The sequence below is a fragment of the Rheinheimera baltica DSM 14885 genome (assembly GCF_000425345.1).
Classification (GTDB): Bacteria; Pseudomonadota; Gammaproteobacteria; order Enterobacterales; family Alteromonadaceae; genus Alishewanella; species Alishewanella baltica.
Genome location: NZ_AUDG01000073.1, coordinates 1 through 16,712 on the forward strand (window position 1 = coordinate 1; position 16,712 = coordinate 16,712).

The 16,712-nt window shown below is 47.0% G+C and carries 17 protein-coding genes, 1 tRNA gene and 1 pseudogene; 6 read left to right on the forward strand and 13 right to left on the reverse strand.

The window, feature by feature from the left end; translation table 11 throughout:
- Positions 1-330: pseudogene (locus tag H595_RS24295) on the forward strand (IS4 family transposase); the annotation flags it as partial.
- A 58-nt stretch (positions 331-388) separates the two neighbouring features.
- On the opposite strand, the gene H595_RS0117640 reads toward H595_RS24295, so the two are convergent.
- The 10 genes from H595_RS0117640 to tsaE all read right to left on the reverse strand — a co-directional run bounded on the left by H595_RS0117640 (position 389) and on the right by tsaE (position 11,215).
- Positions 389-1,684: an adenylosuccinate synthase gene (locus H595_RS0117640; RefSeq protein ID WP_027672378.1), complete on the reverse strand. Its 1,296-nt coding sequence runs from the start codon at positions 1,682-1,684 to the stop codon at positions 389-391.
- A 137-nt stretch (positions 1,685-1,821) separates the two neighbouring features.
- Entirely contained in the window at positions 1,822-2,979 is a 1,158-nt protein-coding gene (locus tag H595_RS0117645; RefSeq protein WP_027672379.1) for an aminotransferase class V-fold PLP-dependent enzyme, read from the reverse strand.
- A gap of 63 nt (positions 2,980-3,042) precedes the next feature.
- On the reverse strand, positions 3,043-3,927 hold the full coding sequence (gene hflC, locus H595_RS0117650; protein WP_027672380.1) for a protease modulator HflC: 885 nt from the start codon (positions 3,925-3,927) through the stop codon (positions 3,043-3,045).
- Positions 3,928-3,930: 3 nt separating this feature from the next.
- Positions 3,931-5,085 (reverse strand): FtsH protease activity modulator HflK, encoded by a 1,155-nt coding sequence (gene hflK / locus H595_RS0117655; RefSeq protein WP_027672381.1) that lies wholly within the window; start codon positions 5,083-5,085, stop codon positions 3,931-3,933.
- A 40-nt stretch (positions 5,086-5,125) separates the two neighbouring features.
- Positions 5,126-6,421 (reverse strand): ribosome rescue GTPase HflX, encoded by a 1,296-nt coding sequence (gene hflX, locus H595_RS0117660; RefSeq protein WP_027672382.1) that lies wholly within the window; start codon positions 6,419-6,421, stop codon positions 5,126-5,128.
- A gap of 17 nt (positions 6,422-6,438) precedes the next feature.
- Positions 6,439-6,696 carry an RNA chaperone Hfq gene (gene hfq / locus H595_RS0117665; protein WP_027672383.1) on the reverse strand — a complete coding sequence of 86 codons (258 nt, stop codon included), beginning with the start codon at positions 6,694-6,696 and terminating at the stop codon, positions 6,439-6,441.
- Positions 6,697-6,785: 89 nt separating this feature from the next.
- Positions 6,786-7,715: a tRNA (adenosine(37)-N6)-dimethylallyltransferase MiaA gene (gene miaA / locus H595_RS0117670; protein ID WP_027672384.1), complete on the reverse strand. Its 930-nt coding sequence runs from the start codon at positions 7,713-7,715 to the stop codon at positions 6,786-6,788.
- Entirely contained in the window at positions 7,712-9,454 is a 1,743-nt protein-coding gene (mutL, locus tag H595_RS0117675) for a DNA mismatch repair endonuclease MutL (protein ID WP_027672385.1), read from the reverse strand. The genes miaA and mutL overlap by 4 nt, the downstream gene beginning before the upstream one ends.
- A gap of 2 nt (positions 9,455-9,456) precedes the next feature.
- Positions 9,457-10,761, reverse strand: a complete 1,305-nt coding sequence (locus H595_RS0117680; protein ID WP_240474931.1) for an N-acetylmuramoyl-L-alanine amidase — start codon at positions 10,759-10,761, stop codon at positions 9,457-9,459.
- On the reverse strand, positions 10,748-11,215 hold the full coding sequence (tsaE, locus tag H595_RS0117685; RefSeq protein WP_027672387.1) for a tRNA (adenosine(37)-N6)-threonylcarbamoyltransferase complex ATPase subunit type 1 TsaE: 468 nt from the start codon (positions 11,213-11,215) through the stop codon (positions 10,748-10,750). The genes H595_RS0117680 and tsaE overlap by 14 nt, the downstream gene beginning before the upstream one ends.
- A 189-nt stretch (positions 11,216-11,404) precedes the next feature.
- Between tsaE and queG the strand changes: the two genes are divergently transcribed.
- Positions 11,405-12,532 (forward strand): tRNA epoxyqueuosine(34) reductase QueG, encoded by a 1,128-nt coding sequence (queG, locus tag H595_RS0117690; RefSeq protein WP_027672388.1) that lies wholly within the window; start codon positions 11,405-11,407, stop codon positions 12,530-12,532.
- Here the strand turns inward: queG and H595_RS23955 are convergent.
- The 3 genes from H595_RS23955 to orn all read right to left on the reverse strand — a co-directional run bounded on the left by H595_RS23955 (position 12,501) and on the right by orn (position 13,495).
- Positions 12,501-12,707 (reverse strand): DUF1289 domain-containing protein, encoded by a 207-nt coding sequence (locus tag H595_RS23955; protein WP_084153640.1) that lies wholly within the window; start codon positions 12,705-12,707, stop codon positions 12,501-12,503. The genes queG and H595_RS23955 overlap by 32 nt on opposite strands.
- Before the next feature lie 94 nt (positions 12,708-12,801).
- Positions 12,802-12,877: transfer RNA gene (locus tag H595_RS0117695), tRNA-Gly, on the reverse strand.
- Positions 12,878-12,946: 69 nt separating this feature from the next.
- Positions 12,947-13,495: an oligoribonuclease gene (orn, locus tag H595_RS0117700; protein WP_027672389.1), complete on the reverse strand. Its 549-nt coding sequence runs from the start codon at positions 13,493-13,495 to the stop codon at positions 12,947-12,949.
- A gap of 112 nt (positions 13,496-13,607) precedes the next feature.
- Between orn and rsgA the strand changes: the two genes are divergently transcribed.
- The 4 genes from rsgA to H595_RS22775 form a co-directional block, all read left to right on the forward strand.
- Positions 13,608-14,642, forward strand: coding sequence for a small ribosomal subunit biogenesis GTPase RsgA (rsgA, locus tag H595_RS0117705; RefSeq protein WP_027672390.1), 1,035 nt, complete (start codon positions 13,608-13,610; stop codon positions 14,640-14,642).
- 26 nt (positions 14,643-14,668) lie between these two features.
- Positions 14,669-15,526 carry an archaetidylserine decarboxylase gene (gene asd / locus H595_RS0117710; RefSeq protein WP_027672391.1) on the forward strand — a complete coding sequence of 286 codons (858 nt, stop codon included), beginning with the start codon at positions 14,669-14,671 and terminating at the stop codon, positions 15,524-15,526.
- A gap of 153 nt (positions 15,527-15,679) precedes the next feature.
- Complete coding sequence (locus H595_RS0117715; RefSeq protein WP_027672392.1) at positions 15,680-16,378, forward strand: glycerophosphodiester phosphodiesterase; 699 nt, start codon at positions 15,680-15,682, stop codon at positions 16,376-16,378.
- A 124-nt stretch (positions 16,379-16,502) separates the two neighbouring features.
- The coding region (locus H595_RS22775; protein WP_037055214.1) for a transposase domain-containing protein at positions 16,503-16,712 on the forward strand (210 nt) is incomplete at its 3' end.

Consider the following 16,712-nt stretch of genomic DNA (forward strand, 5'->3'; position numbering starts at 1 on the left):
CTGCCAGAGCTTATCCGGCAGGAGCTATGGGGGGTGTTGCTCGCTTACAATTTAATTCGATACAAAATGGTATTGATGGCCAAGTCCCTTAAAAGTGTATTCCCAAACCAACTGAGCTTTAGAGATGCCTCATCGCACATCATCCACAAGCTCACTCTGATGCCAATTTATGCGCCGGGTAATGTGCCCGGATTCATCTTGGAAATAGAAAAAAATGCCAGTCAATTCAAGCTTGAAGGAAAGCGAGAACGCAGTTATCCAAGGACGCTAAAGGTATCGAAAAATCGCTACCCGGTGGCTAAAAGTAAAAATGCCGCTCACCTTAAGTGAACGGCATTAACCTGTAGGCAGCGTTTTTTATACGTTCTAACTTAGTATTTAGATGTCGTCAAGCAAACGGATGACGCAACACTATAGTCTGTACCCGATCTGGCCCGGTAGACACAATATCAACCGGTACACCGGTCAACTGCTCTAAGCGGCTGATATAGTTACGCGCAGCTTGAGGCAATTGCGCCAGTGTCTGCACACCAAAGGTGCTGTCATGCCAACCAGGTAATTCTTCATAAACCGGTGTAACCAGATCATAGCCTTCAGCCGCCAAAGGTGGCACTTCAGTGACATTGCCTGCGGCGTCTTTATAGCCAATACAAATTTTTATGGTATCCAGGCCATCCAACACGTCAAGCTTGGTTAAACAGAAGCCTGAAATGCTATTTAACTGCACAGCACGTTTCACCGCGACGGCATCAAACCAGCCACAACGGCGCTTACGGCCTGTGGTAGCACCAAACTCATGGCCTTTGACACCAAGGTGTTCACCAACAGCACAATCGAGCTCCGTTGGAAACGGACCAGAACCAACACGCGTGGTATAGGCTTTGACGATACCCAGCACATAGTCAATGTAACGAGGTCCAAAACCGGCACCTGTGGCAACACCACCCGCTGTCGTATTGGACGATGTAACGTATGGGTAGGTGCCATGGTCAATATCCAACAAGGTGCCCTGGGCGCCCTCAAACATAATTTCCTGGCCAGCTTTACGAGCACGGTCAAGTAATTCTGTAACGTCAACCACTAGCGGTTTAAGTATCTCAGCAATGGCCAAAGCATTGTCCAAAGTCGTTTGATAATCAACGGCAGGCACTTTGTAGTACTGAGTCAGCGTAAAGTTATGCAAATCCATTACTGTTTTTAACTTTTCAGCAAACAGTTCAGGATTAAACAAATCGCCGACACGCAAACCGCGACGGGCAACTTTATCTTCATACGCGGGGCCAATACCACGACCCGTGGTACCGATAGGTTTATCACCACGCGCCAGCTCACGTGCTTTGTCCAATTCAACGTGGAACGGCAAAATAAGCGGACAGGCTTCACTCAAAAGTAAACGCTCTTTAACCGGTACGCCACGCTGCTCCAGCATGGTCATTTCCTTTAAGAACGCTTCAGGTGATAACACTACACCATTACCAATGACGCATTTGACGTTTGCACGTAAAATGCCCGATGGAATTAAATGCAATACGGTTTTTTCACCATCGATAACCAACGTATGGCCAGCATTGTGTCCGCCCTGATAGCGCACAACAAAGCTTGCTTTGTCTGTTAATAAATCGACGATTTTACCTTTACCTTCGTCACCCCATTGGGTGCCGAGCACTACGACGTTTTTGGCCATGGTTCCTACATCATGGGAAAAATTAGGCGGGGATTCTACCAAATTGGTAAGCAAGTTTCAGCCGTCTGGATGAAAAAAAGCCGCTTTTTTATCAGCGGCAGATTTTATAGTTTTTATTCAACAAGTTAAACGCTACCCTATCGCAAGCAGCTTAGGTCATACTCGTCACTGTTGTGATACAACGCAAAACCAAAACGCAAACGATCACCACGATAATCTGTTTCAATACCGCTAAGCTTCAACGTTTTTGCCAAGTCAGCGACCTCGGCGGCGCTGCCACAGCGAAAAGTTAAAAAATGCCCATGACAACTAAGGTCTTTACTGAGTAGTTTATCCACATTTAACTGAGGATGATTAAGGCTAGCTAACTTTGTTAGAAAAGCCTGCTGTAGCTGTTGTACATACTGATGAATACGTCCCACACTAATACCTTGCTGTTTAAATAAACGTAGCACCGCATTAAGACGATACAGCGCGGTGAAGTCCATCGTTGCACCGGCAAAACGATAACCATCTTCGCTGTACAAAACGGTCGCTGATTTTTCAGCCGCTAAGGTACCAAATTCAGCAAACCAGCCGGTGTATAACGGGCGGTCACTGTTGCCTAATGGCACCGACATAAAACAACATCCTTCACCACCCTGCGCATATTTATAACTTCCAGACAAATAAAATATCCGTTCAGCAATGGTCGACAAATCGGTAGGAAGTGCCATGAAACCATGATAGCCATCAATGGCGATCATGGCGTCGCTACCGGCCGCTAACTGCAGCACAAAAGTGGTTAAATCTGTTAATGCGACACCAGAATTGAAAAACACCTGGCTGCAAAATATCAGCTGGTAAGGTTGACTGGCTGCGGCAGCAACAAAGCGCTGTTCAAAACTATCAAAAGGTTGTGTGGGGATAATATCAACCTGCACATTGTCATATTCTGACAACCGTTTAACCTGCCTTGTAAAGCTATAAAACTCACTGTCAGTTGTTAAAATTCGTAGTGGCTTGCGTAAATCAAAGCAACTTAATAAGCGCATTACCAGTTCATGCGTATTTGGCGCAAATACCAGCTGCTCAGGCTGAGGTAACTGCAATATATCAGCGATTAATTGCTGCGTTTGTGGCACTTTTTCGCCAAAAATGTAATGCCATTTGTCATCAACTAAACGGGCAGTATCGTCCCAGTACTCCAACATTGCCTCGCGGGTAACATCTGGCCAATAGTGGTGAGAATGGCAAGCAAAATGTTGTTTGCCTTTGTTTTCCTGCAAAAAGCGCTGATAAAACTGCTGGTACATGGCTGCTCCGCTAGCTATTTTGACAAAAAAGGCCCTAACGGGCCTTTTTAAAATGGATTATTGTCAGTTCTGTACTTTGTCTGACTTCATATATTTAAAGAAGTCGTTATCCGGTTGTACAACTAACACATCATTCTTACTATCAAAGCTCTTTTTATACGCTTCCATACTGCGTACGAAAGAGAAGAACTCAGGGTTTTTATTGTAGGCATCCGCATAGACTTTCGCTGCCAGAGCATCACCATCACCACGTACGGTACGTGAATTACGTTCAGCATCTGCAACCATTACCGTGACACGCGCATCAACGTCAGCCCGAATAATCTCTGCTTCTTCCATACCTTTTGAACGGTGTTCGCGCGCTACAGCTTGGCGCTCTGCTCGCATACGGGCAAAAATAGAATTACTGATTTCGTTCGGTAAGTTAATTTGCTTTACGCGAACGTCAATAACTTCAATACCAAACTCGTTTGCAGATGCCGCAACCTGAGACAAGGCTCCTTCCATCAGCTGCGTACGCTCACCAGAGACAATTTCTTTAATTGTCCGGGCACCAAATTCAGAACGAAGGCCGTTGTTAATAATGCCTTTAAGACGAGCTTCTGCTTGCGCCTTATTACCGCCGCGCGTTGCAACGTAATAGGCACCAAAATCGCGAATACGCCATTTTACATAACTGTCGACTAATAAATCTTTCTTTTCAGCCGTTACGAAGCGATCAGCAGGGTCATCTAAAGTCTGCACCCGAGCATCAAACATTTTAACATCTTCAATAAACGGTAACTTTATATGCAAGCCAGGTGAAAACACTTTAACGTTGTTTTCAGCGTCTTCCTGGATTTTACCAAACTGAATTACAATAGCGCGCTGCCCTTCTGGTACAACAAATAAAGAAGATACAACGATAACGCCCACTACAACCAAAATAGCAACTAGAAAATTTTTCATACCTTACCCCCTACCACTGCGCGGTTCACTGCCACGGGCAGTGTTTTGTCTTGGCTCAGTATTATTACTATCTAACTGAGTACGCGGTGAAGAAAGCGTTGCTGGTTGACTGCGTTCTGTCATTCCGCCTTGACCATTCATCATCTTATCAAGAGGAAGATACATGATATTATTGCCATTTTTCACATCAACAAGCACTTTAGACGTATTGCTATACACTTGTTCCATCGTCTCAATGTACATGCGATCACGCGTTACCTTAGGTGCTGCGATGTATTCAGGTAATAGTTTCTCAAAGCGGGCCACTTCACCTTGTGCCTTTAACACAATTTGCTGTTTGTAGGCTTCGGCTTCCTGCATAACACGGTTGACCTGACCACGAGCGCGCGGTTCAATTTCACGGGCATAGGCATCTGCTTCTTTAACAAAGCGTTCCTGATCTTCCTGTGCAGAAATAGCATCATCAAAAGCAGCGCGAACTTCTTCTGGTGGCCGTGCATCACGGAAGTAAACATCAACCACACTTAAACCCAACTTGTAGGGCTCGATTATGGCCTCTAGCTCTGCTCGAGTGCTTTGACGCACCACTTCCCGGCCGCGGGTTAATACGTCGTCCATAATAGAATGGCCGATAACAAAACGTAACGCCGAGTCTGTCGCTTCTTTCAAGCTGTTGTCTGCATCAACAACAGAAAACAGGTATAACATTGGGTCTAGCACTTTATACTGCACTTCAAACGTCACCCGGACCAGATTCTGATCCTGCGTCAGCATAAAGCCATCGGTACGCAGTGTACGAACTTCGTCGACGTCGATTGGGATAACCGTATCAACAAAAGTCGGTTTCCAGTGAATACCGGCTGTTACTTCACTATGGTACTGACCAAAACGTAAAATCACGCCGCGTTCTGCAGTTTGAATAGTGTAAAAGCCACTAAAAGCCCAAACCAGTGCGGCAACGATTAATACCAGCATAAATGCCGCTGTTACGCCGCCGTTACTGTCACCACCAGATGATTTTCCACCGCCGAAGATCCCACCGAACTTTTTACCGAAGTTGCGAAATACTTCATCCAGATCGGGTGGGCCTTGATCACGACCGCCTTGCTTCCAAGGGTCGTTGTTTTTGCCATTATTGCCGGGCTCATTCCAAGCCATGCTCTACTCCGTTCTAAGTTATAAAATAAGGGTTAATGTATCAAATAACTGCCGTGCTGACGACATAGTTTTCCAACACGCCGTCCGATTGCTTAATACAGCGTTGCCAAACTGATTCACTCAGTTTTAAGGTCAACTCGCAGTTTCCATCGTCATCAAACCGTTCCGAAACAATGCAATGCAGTTGATGAAAACGTGCCCGCCATGCCGCTTTATGAGGCGGCAATAACAATACCATGTCAATAAAGCGTTCTGATAACAGCTGAGACAAGGCTTGCTCTAACAAATCAACGCCAAGACCCTTTGCTGCAGACAAAAACACTGCGGTTGGTTGGCCGTATTCGTTATATTCAATACGTGGCGCTTGCTCAAGCAGGTCAATTTTATTGAAAACGATTAACTGCGGCAGCTGATCAGCGTCTATTTCTTCAAGTACAGCAGCAACTTGCTGCATATTGTTATCTTTGCGTGGGTCAGCAACATCAACCACATGCAACTGTAAATCCGCGTCACGGGTTTCTTGCAATGTAGATTTAAATGCTGCCACCAGGTCGTGGGGTAAATGCCGGATAAAGCCTACGGTGTCAGCCAAGATTATCTCGCCGACACCTTTTAATTTGAGCTTACGTAGGGTGGGGTCTAACGTCGCGAACAGTTGATCTGCCGCATAGACATCAGCATGAGTCATCCGATTAAACAACGTCGATTTACCTGCATTGGTATATCCAACCACAGATACCACCGGTACTTCTGCCCGTTGACGTGAGCGGCGCCCTTGCTCGCGTTGCTTTTCCAATTTAGCTAACCGGGTTTGCAACGCTTTAACGCGTTCACGCAGTAAACGCCTATCGGTTTCTAGTTGGGTTTCACCTGGGCCACGTAAACCAATCCCCCCTTTTTGCCGGTCTAAACTATCCCAACCCCGCACCAAGCGCGATGCCAAATGCTGTAATTGCGCCAGTTCAACTTGCAGCTTGCCTTCGAAAGTACGTGCGCGCTGCGCAAATATATCCAAAATAAGCGTGGTACGGTCAATAACCCGGCATAAGCATTGTCGTTCAAGATTACGGGTTTGTGCCGGGCTCAGAGAGTGATTAAATATCACTACCGTAGCCTGCGTTTGCTCGACCAGCTCTGCCACTTCATTTGCTTTGCCAGAACCAATAAAAAATTTTGCATCGGGTGCACTGCGACTTGCCGTCACAACTTGCACACACTCAACACCAGCCGACGACACCAGCAGTTTGAGCTCACTCAAATCTTCGCTGGTGTGGTGCTGGGAAAAATTAACATGGACAAGGATCGCTTGTTCCGGAATAACGTTAATGTCAGACAAGCGAACAACCCCTAATGTTATTCTGTGTCGTCTTCGTCACTCTGGCCATTATTGTGAACCACCATAGTATTCACGGCGCGAGCCGGCACTACAGTAGAGATAGCATGTTTATATACCATCTGACTCACCGTATTTTTCAGCAGAATAACGAACTGATCGAAAGATTCGATTTGACCCTGAAGTTTAATACCATTCACCAAATAAATTGATACTGGAATACGTTCCCGTCTCAAGGTGTTCAAAAATGGGTCTTGTAAAGATTGGCCCTTTGCCATGTGCCGCTTTCCTTTTTTTATTAGTCCGACTTATATAGGTATTATTTTTTTTATTTCAAGTTGTTAAAACATCTTTTTCTTTAACTTGTTTAGCTTAGCGAAGATAAAACGGCTTGCAAGTTTTCCTCCAACGATGCGTCGCTTTTTAACCATTTTAGTTCTTGCCAACCTCGTAACCAGGTAAGCTGCCGCTTTGCCAACTGACGTGTTGCAGCAATTCCGCGCTCTGTCATTTGTGCATAACTGCATTCACCATCCAAATATTGCCACATTTGTCGATAGCCCACACAACGCATTGAAGGCAAATCCGCATGTAAATCGCCTCTTTGTCGCAAAGCAACCACTTCAGCTTCGAAACCTGCTCTCAACATCTGTTCAAAACGCTCTGCGATACGCTGATGCAGAACGGCTCTCTCTACTGGCGCTATAGCGAATTGGTACACAGGAAAAGCAAAAGGTTCCCCTTTTTCTGCAGTTAATTCGGTCAAACTACGTCCGGTAATTCTATACACCTCAAGTGCGCGGTTTATACGCTGAGGATCATTGGGATGGATCCGTTGGGCAGAAACAGCATCAACTTTTGCCAGTTCTGCATGTAACGCAGCCCACCCTAACTTTGCGGCCTCTAGCTCAAGTTGCTGCCGTACTGTACTATCCGCTTCAGGTAATGGCGAAATGCCGTCCAGCAAAGCCTTGAAATACAGCATGGTTCCGCCAACCAAAACTGGAATGTTACCACGATGTTTAATTTCCGCAACTAACCTGATCGTATCCGCTCTGAAATCTGCAGCAGAATAACTCTGTGCCGGGTCAATAATATCAATAAGGTGATGTGGTGCCAGCGCTAGCTCTGCAGCTGTAGGCTTGGCCGTTCCAATATCCATTCCACGGTATACCAGCGCACTATCAACACTAATGAGTTCTACCGGTAATTGTTTATATAATTCGGTCGCCAGAGCTGTTTTACCTGAGGCCGTTGGCCCCATTAAAAAAATCACTCCATTTGAGGCTGGCGTCATGAGCTCTGCTCCGATAACACACACAGGGTAGCATCAAGCTGTAGTGGTGTACTTACCCAATACTGGCTTGCTTCCAAAACCTGTGGAACCGAGTTTAACACTGCTGAGGCCATCACCCTATTAGCATTAAGTAGCATTGCCAATAGCGGTGTTACTACGTCGAGCTCTGGCGTCAGACTTAGCTTATCAAGCCACTCGGGTAACCATTGGCTTATCACTGTGTGTCGCAACCAGCCTGGCACTGCGCGTATTATCAAAGTCTGATCGTTCAACAACATGTCAAAACCCGCCAGGCTAAACTGTTCAGCCTGCTCAGTTAGTCGTGCTAGCTGCGCAGCACTGACCGTAATACGTTGCGGCAACAATATTGGCATCGGTTGCTGGCGGTGTGCTTTAAAGTACGCCACTAACGTAGGGACCAGATCAATTACCAGTATGGTGTCGTCTTGTTGGCGCAACACATAACGATTGGCAGCAATAAGCGGTTGCACACTGGCTATATCTTCTTGCGGCGGCGAAGCCTTAATACTTTGAGCGCTAACCTGCTCGGCCGCTGCCTGTGACTGTTGCCAATATGACAATTCTCTGTTGACAGCACCAGCCGATGTTCGCCCAGCTGACGGCTGCCGATAATTGCTCTGACCACGATGGTCACGACTATTTTGCTGTTGGTACGAGGGCGCCACTGGTTCTTGCACGCTATGCTCTGCGGGTAAAGCAGCGCTTAATTCTGGGTGGGGTGTTAACTGTGATAAGGCATCGGTTAGTGCTGACACGACAAAATCATGAATTAATCTGGCCTGATGAAAACGCACTTCATGCTTAGCCGGATGCACGTTAACATCAACTTGGCGCGGGTCCAGTTCTAAATACAATACAAAAGCGGGCTGTTGCTCTGGCTGTAAGGTATCGGCATAGGCCTGGCGAATGGCATGGTTCAGTAATTTATCCCGCATCATCCGACCGTTAACATAGCTGTACTGACACTGTAACTGAGCTGAGCATGCGCCAGGCGCCACAATCCAGCCCCAAATTTTTACGTCACCGTACTGGTTTTCAATAAAGGCGGCGTGTTCAGCAAAAGCACGGCCACACAGTGTGGCAACACGTTTTTGACGCTGCTCTGCAGTTACGGCGGCTTTCAAACGACGTACACTCTGACCATTATGTGTCAATTGCCAGCTTACATCGTAGCGGCTTAATGCCAGGCGCTTAACCAGCTCATCGATATGGCCAAACTCGGTTTTATCGGTGCGCAAGAACTTACGCCGTGCGGGCGTATTAAAAAACAGATCCAACACTTCAATACTGGTACCGGTAGGATGAGCCGCCGGGCGAATATCAACCTGCATGTCTCGTCCTGCAGCGCTGGCTTGCCACGCTGCAGTTTGTTCCGCTGTACGGGAGGTCAATGTTAGTCTGGATACCGAGCTGATACTCGCCAACGCTTCGCCGCGAAAGCCCAGGCTGTTAATCGCTTCCAGATCGTCTAAATCGGCAATTTTGCTTGTAGCATGCCGGCTAAGAGCCAACACCAGTTCTTGCTCAACAATACCACTGCCATTGTCACGTACCCGTATGAGTTTACTGCCCCCCTTTTCAATATCAATATCGATATGGTCGGCACCGGCGTCCAAACTGTTCTCGACTAACTCTTTGACGACAGACGCGGGACGTTCAACAACTTCACCTGCCGCAATCTGGTTAGCCAATTGCGGCGGTAAGATACGGATAGGCATTGTTAGGGTATCCGCAGTGTTTGACCAATACGAATGCTATCAGATGTTAACTGATTAACATTACGTAACTCATCCACAGAGACGTTATAACGCTGTGCCAATAAAGAGAGAGACTCGCCAGCGCTAACCCGGTGCTCTTTAGCCCGTTGCATCGCAAACAACGAATCTGCAGGAGGCGCCTTTTCAAAATGTCGCTTTAACGCGGTGAACAAAGATGTCGCCAGTTTTGACTGATGGCTACCCGATTTTAGTAAAGCTTCTTCTTTAGGGTTGGAAATAAACCCCACCTCAACCAAAATAGAAGGAATATCAGGCGCTTTCAGCACACCTAAACTCGCTGCTTGCGGTTCTCTTTTGTGTAAATAAGCAATTTTATCCAGCTCTTGCAACACTTCATTCGCCGCCTTATAAGCCGTAACCATGGAGTGATTCATCGACAAGTCCAATACGGTTTGCGCCAGATAACGTTCATTGGCTGAATCTTTAATAATCTCAGCAACACCGCCCAGTAGCTCGGAATGACGCTCGGTTTGCTCCAGCATACGACCTACTTCAGTGGTTGCGCGACGCAATGATAATACCCATACCGACGCACCACGCGGCTGCGGTGATGTAAAGGCATCGGCATGTATTGAAACCAATAAGTCAGCTTGCTGGCCTCGGGCGATTTCAGTACGCTTATTGACGTGAAGATAATAATCATTGGTACGGACCATCATTGCCTTCATGCCTGGCTGACGATCTATCAGCTGTGCTAATTGTTTGGCAATTGGCAACGTGATATTTTTTTCGTAAAAGCCACTAGGCCCAATAGATCCCGGGTCTTCTCCGCCATGCCCCGCATCAATAGCAACCACAATATCCCGCGCAGCGCGAATAGAGGGTGGTGGCAGATTTCTTACCGGTTGATCGTCGGGCAAATCAACCACTAAACGGTGGCCATAAGGAGGGGTTGGTGGCAGCGCAAACACGTTGGCTTTAGTCGCTTTGGTTAAATCCAATACAATGCGCATCTTGTTCGCATCACCGCTACTACGGATAGATTTAATTAAAGCTGACTCGCCCGATAACGGGGGCAAGCTACTACTGCCAGTAGTATTATTTAAATCGATAACCAAGCGATCAGGGTTATCCAGGCTAAAACTAATATGCTCCGGCGCAGCAGCCATATCAAATACCACCCGGGTATTATCGGGTGACGGCCATACGCGCACACCTTTTACCTGATTCGACGCCACAGCCATAAAGCTGAATAACGTGAACAGCAGTAAACAGCCTTTGATTTTGTAATTGTTATTTTTCATCATCCAGTAAGGCTTTTATTATATTGGAACCAGCAAGGGTATTTGCACTAAGCGTTACCCGCCGATGTTCAGACTCAAAAACTAAGTGTATGTCGAGATCGGGCACAGGTAAATAACCCATACCCTGTTCTGGCCATTCAATCAAGCATAACGTATCGTGACGAAAATAATCACGTATACCCATAAACTCTAATTCTTCGGCATCACGCACCCGGTAAAGATCAAAGTGAAACACCGTTAACGCCCCAAGCTGATAGGGTTCAACTAAGGTATAGGTTGGGCTTTTTACCGTACCAGTATGACCCAGCGCATTTAACAGCCCGCGACTGAATGTAGTCTTACCCGCGCCTAAACCACCATGTAAAAACACGGTCTGTCCCGGCATCACATATTTCGCTACCTTCTGTGCCAACAACAATGTTGCAGCTTCATCTGTTAACTCAGCTTGATATTGCACTTGCGGTCACCACTTCGTCATAAGGGTTGTTAAATCAGTGCTATGTTAACAAATTTAACCTGCGCTGAGCCAGTAAAACCGTGTGTTATATCTAAAGTCGGCCGTTAGGGTTTTACTATGCCGAGCCGTTAGCTTAAGCCAGAACATCTATGTTAAATTAATGCCACGTTTGGGCTAATTAGTACCACTATGGATTACGCCGCACTGGCACAACAAATAAAACTCTGGGCGCAAGAGCTCGGTTTTGCACAGCTGGGTATTACAGGCGTTTCTCTTACTGATGCAGAAGCGCAACTACAACAGTGGCTAGATGCAGGTTATCACGGTGAAATGGACTATATGGCTAACCACGGCATGTTGCGGGCCAGACCGGCTGAACTCGTGCCGGGTACCTTGCGCGTGCTTAGTGTGCGGATGAACTACCTGCCAGAAGGGGCCGGTTTTGCTACCAATTTAGCCGATCCTACCCAGGCCTATATCAGCCGTTATGCCTTGGGACGAGACTACCATAAGTTAATACGTAACCGTTTAAAGCAGCTGGGACAACGTATTAATCATCACGTGGCTGAACTAGGCTATCGCCCCTTTACCGATTCTGCGCCAATTTTAGAGCGCCCGCTGGCACAACAAGCAGGGCTTGGCTGGGTGGGTAAACACAGCTTGTTACTAAATCATGAAGCCGGTTCCTGGTTTTTTCTTGGTGAATTGCTGGTGAATTTACCACTCCCCGTTGATTCTCCGCACGACGGTAATTGTGGCAACTGTGTCGCCTGTATTACCAGCTGTCCAACAGGTGCCATTGTCGAACCCTATATCGTTGATGCCAGACGATGTATTTCGTACCTGACCATTGAACTCAAAGGCGCCATACCGGAGGAATTCAGACCCTTATTGGGCAATCGTATCTACGGATGTGATGATTGTCAGTTAGTATGTCCGGAAAATCGTGATGCGCCTCTCACTATTGAAGGTGATTTTCAACGCCGGCCGCAATGGCAAAGCCAGAGTCTACTCAGTCTGTTTGCGTGGCAAGAACATGACTTTTTAACAAACACCGAGGGCAGTGCAATAAGACGTATTGGCTATGAACGCTGGCAGCGCAATATTGCTGTTGCGCTTGGCAATGCGCCCTATCACACCGACATTGTTGAAGCACTGCAACACGCATTAAACCACTGCAGCGAATTAGTTGCAGAGCATGTGCATTGGGCATTGGCTCAACAAAAACGCAAAGGCTGGCAGGCTGAATCGTTATTGCCTCGAAGCACAGAACGCTTGGTACGCATTATTCAGAAGGGTTTACCCCGAGACGCCTGAAAGAAACTTGCTGATGCGTTTCGGCCATCCGCGCTGCAGCAAGCACTAGAATTTGCTGGCGACGCAGGTCAGTTGCCTGATGCCATTCCATGATTTCGTCTATTTTACGGCCGCAACCTAAACAGCAATCCTGTTGATCCAAGCAACAATTTCGCACACAAGGAGAATCTACCATCCACAGAACCGTATCGCTTTGTAAGGTATAATAACTATATCGCAGAAAATAAAAAACGCACTGAGCTTGCGCAAAGTGCGTTCTTTATCGAATTTGGAGCGAGTAACGAGGTTCGAACTCGTGACCTCGACCTTGGCAAGGTCGCGCTCTACCAGCTGAGCTATACTCGCATCAACAGACACTGTTGCGTCGTGATGGCGCGCATTTTACAAAATCAGTTGGCTTATGCAAGCACTTTATTACGCTAATTTGAAAAAATGCGTGCGATAGGTTACTAATTCAGCAATTGACTCACGAATATCGTCCAATGCTAAATGGCTGCCAGATTTTTGTACGCTCTCCAACACCTGAGGGTGCCACCGTTTTGCTAACTCTTTTACAGTGCTAACATCTAAATTGCGGTAATGAAAAAACGCTTCCAGTGCCGGAGCATACTCCACCAGAAAACGCCGGTCCTGGCCAATACTATTGCCACACATGGGTGATTTGCCCGCACTAACGTACTGTTGTAAAAACGCGATAGTCTGTTGTTCGGCTTCGGCCAAACTTACGGTACTGGCACGACAGCGCGCGGTTAAACCACTTTTGCCATGTTGCTCAACACACCACGCACTCATGTTATCCAGCACATCATCAGGTTGTTTAATCGCAAACACCGGCCCTTCGGCCAGAATATTCAACTGACTGTCGGTTACAATGGTCGCCATTTCCAGAATAACGTCCGTTTTTGGCTCTAATCCAGTCATTTCCAGATCAATCCAGATTAAATTATTGTTATTTACACTCATCGAAAGCCCTTACGCAGCATGCTGCTTTGTTCATTTACAGAATACGGGTATCATACACGCCATAAGCTTAGCAGTAATAGCATCCTTTACATCAGAGCGAAAACAGCCAACCGTGACAAAGAAAAAACATCTAACCCAACGCCAGCAACAACGTATTACAGATAACGCGAACAAAAGGCTGCGGGTAGCCAAAAACAAAGGTGTCGAATCCGTTGATGATGCCAGCTTTGCCGCTGTGGAAACCGGTTTGGTCTTAAGTCGCTTTGGCCAACACGCCGATGTCGAAGACAGTGCCGGCGCCGTAGTGCGTTGCAATATGCGCCGTTCAGTCGCGTCATTAGTCACGGGGGACCGCGTAGTGTGGCGCAGGGCATTGCACCCAACCGGTGGCATCGATGGGGTTATTGACGCGGTAGAGGAACGCAGTTCAGTTTTATTACGGCCTGATTTTTATGACGGGTTAAAACCGGTTGCCGCGAATATTGACCTGATGATTATCGTCTCGGCTATTTTGCCTGCGCTATCGCTAAACATTATTGACCGTTACCTGGTTGCCGCCGAAATTACAGGTATAAAACCGTTGTTAGTTATTAACAAAGCCGATTTATTGTCTGCAACTGAGCACAGCGCGTTAGAACAGCAACTGGCTTTGTACCAGACATTAGGCTATGACTTTTTACTGGTAAGTGCGAAAAGTGGTATAGGCATGACACAACTGCTGGACTATCTGCATAGTGGCACGAGCATATTCGTAGGTCAGTCTGGTGTGGGTAAATCTTCTTTGATGAATAGCTTAATGCCGGGGCTAGAAGCGCATACACAAGACGTCTCGGCGAATTCTGGTCTTGGTCAGCATACAACAACAGTCTCACGTCTGTACCATTTACCCAACGGCGGTGATTTAATTGACTCACCGGGTATTCGCGAATTTGCGCTGTGGCACCTAAGCGCTGAAGAGGTGACACGCGGTTTTACCGAGTTCACGCCCTGGCTGGGTCGCTGCAAGTTTCGCGACTGTAAACATATATCAGACCCTGGCTGCGCCATACAACATGCAGTAGAAAGTGGCGATGTCAGCAGCGAACGTTACGAAAGTTATTTAAAAATCCTCACCAGCATGGCGCAGGATAAACCGAATTATTTTTAACCTACTAACTGATTATTGGAAATATAATGGATAATTTAAAAATTACCCTGCAGTACATTATGCCAAAGCATTTAATTTCGCGCCTGGTAGGCAAACTGGCCGCAGCAAAATTGGGTTGGTTTACTCATTTTCTCATTAACCGCTTTATAAAAGCATACGGTATTGATATGCGTGAAGCGCAATTTGAACGCGCCCAAGACTACGCCAGCTTTAATGAATTTTTCACCCGGCCATTAAAAGACGGTATCCGGCCATTAGCCAGCGACGCCAATATTATTGCTCATCCGGTAGATGGGTGTATTAGCCAGCTGGGTGAAATCATTCAGGGCGAGTTAGTGCAGGCAAAAAACCACACTTACTCGCTACAAGCTCTCCTCGGTGGCGATAATGCTAGTGCTGAACCCTTTATCGGTGGCGATTTTGCCACTATTTATCTGGCGCCAAAAGACTACCATCGTATTCACATGCCCGTTACAGGCACCTTGCGCCAGATGATTTATGTGCCGGGTGATTTATTCTCGGTTAACCCGTTAACCGCAGAAAACGTGCCCGACTTATTTGCCCGTAATGAGCGCGTGGTAACCATTTTTGATACCGAGCTGGGCCCAATGGCACTGGTGTTGGTGGGTGCAACTATTGTAGCCAGCATTGAAACGGTTTGGGCCGGCACAGTAACCCCCCCTGCAGGGAAAAATGTATTTCGTTGGACCTATCCTGCACAGGGAAAAAATGCCATTACGTTGGAAAAAGGCGCTGAGATGGGCCGCTTTAAGTTAGGCTCAACAGTAGTATTGGCTTTTGCTGCCGATAAGCTGTCTTTCCTGGACGATCAGCAGCCAGGCACCCTCACTCGCATGGGCGCGCCTTTTGCTGAACGGAAGTGATATAACACCTTACTGGCTGACACGGATGTGCTTTTTTCTGTGACCGTTGCAGGCCTGGATGGCCGAATCGAGCCCCAAGGAAGGGTTCATGGCGTGTTACAGAAAAAATGTACGCAGAGGCAGACAGCGTGCAGAGAAATGGAGGTCGTTTTTATGCAAATCATTGCTCATCGTGGCGCCAGCGGCGACTACCCGGAGAACACCCTGCTGGCTATTGATCAGGCTATAGCTCAGGGTGCTGATGCTATTGAAATAGATGTATTCGCCGTTGAAAACGAGCTTATCGTTATTCATGATCATCATCTGGCTCGCACCACTAACGGCAGCGGTAGTATTTACCAGTACAGCTTAGCGCAGCTGATGCAGCTGGACGCCGGCCGCGGTGAACGCATCCCTACTCTTTGGCAGATATTGCAACGTTTACAACACAACTCGCTATGGTTGAACATCGAACTAAAAGGCGACAATACCGCAGCTCCGCTACTGGCTTTGTTAGATAAAGCCGAGCGTGAACTTAACTTTAACAGTCAACGCTTGGTTATTTCCTCTTTTAACCATCATCTGCTCGCTGTCATTAAACAACAACGGCCAGATTTAAAAACCGGCGCACTAACTGCAAGTTTACCACTGGATTACGCAGCCTTTGCCCAAGCGCTGCAAGCCTACTCTGTTAATTGTGATGTCAGCTTTATCAATCAGGCTTTTGTTAACGATGCTAAAGCACGGGGGTTAAAAGTGTATGTTTATACCGTGGATCAAGGCGACGATATCCACCGTATGCAGCAATATGGGGTCGATGGTATTTTTAGCAACTATCCGGCAAAGAGCCGGCAACGATTGACAATATCGTAACCCTTAAAAGCAAAAATCCCGCCAAGGCGTAATGCCGATCAGTTAAGAAATATTTTCCTGATCGGTTGACCGATCCTGTGTAGATGTAAGAATCCGATGAGCCATTAAGCCATCGGATTTTTTTATGGAACTGTCAGAAGCATTAGCACGCACGTCAATCAACCGCCTTACCGAATTTGCATCGCTGTCCGATGTTCTGGAACCCGATATTATCCAGTCTTGCCTGGCTTCCAACGGCGTTGCCACCTTGCGCAAACGCAAACTCCCCATGGATGCCATGATTTGGGCGGTGATAGGGATGTCGCTCTTTCGCACTGAATCGGTACGTCAGTTA

What these genes read in the sequence shown, in the direction of transcription:
- H595_RS0117640 (WP_027672378.1), bottom strand. Translation starts at nt 1,684, where the DNA reads ATGGCCAAAAACGTCGTAGTGCTCGGCACCCAATGGGGTGACGAAGGT.
- H595_RS0117645 (WP_027672379.1), bottom strand. Translation starts at nt 2,979, where the DNA reads ATGTACCAGCAGTTTTATCAGCGCTTTTTGCAGGAAAACAAAGGCAAA.
- hflC (WP_027672380.1), bottom strand. Translation starts at nt 3,927, where the DNA reads ATGAAAAATTTTCTAGTTGCTATTTTGGTTGTAGTGGGCGTTATCGTT.
- hflK (WP_027672381.1), bottom strand. Translation starts at nt 5,085, where the DNA reads ATGGCTTGGAATGAGCCCGGCAATAATGGCAAAAACAACGACCCTTGG.
- hfq (WP_027672383.1), bottom strand. Translation starts at nt 6,696, where the DNA reads ATGGCAAAGGGCCAATCTTTACAAGACCCATTTTTGAACACCTTGAGA.
- miaA (WP_027672384.1), bottom strand. Translation starts at nt 7,715, where the DNA reads ATGACGCCAGCCTCAAATGGAGTGATTTTTTTAATGGGGCCAACGGCC.
- mutL (WP_027672385.1), bottom strand. Translation starts at nt 9,454, where the DNA reads ATGCCTATCCGTATCTTACCGCCGCAATTGGCTAACCAGATTGCGGCA.
- H595_RS0117680 (WP_240474931.1), bottom strand. Translation starts at nt 10,761, where the DNA reads ATGATGAAAAATAACAATTACAAAATCAAAGGCTGTTTACTGCTGTTC.
- queG (WP_027672388.1), top strand. Translation starts at nt 11,405, where the DNA reads ATGGATTACGCCGCACTGGCACAACAAATAAAACTCTGGGCGCAAGAG.
- H595_RS23955 (WP_084153640.1), bottom strand. Translation starts at nt 12,707, where the DNA reads ATGGTAGATTCTCCTTGTGTGCGAAATTGTTGCTTGGATCAACAGGAT.
- orn (WP_027672389.1), bottom strand. Translation starts at nt 13,495, where the DNA reads ATGAGTGTAAATAACAATAATTTAATCTGGATTGATCTGGAAATGACT.
- asd (WP_027672391.1), top strand. Translation starts at nt 14,669, where the DNA reads ATGGATAATTTAAAAATTACCCTGCAGTACATTATGCCAAAGCATTTA.
- H595_RS0117715 (WP_027672392.1), top strand. Translation starts at nt 15,680, where the DNA reads ATGCAAATCATTGCTCATCGTGGCGCCAGCGGCGACTACCCGGAGAAC.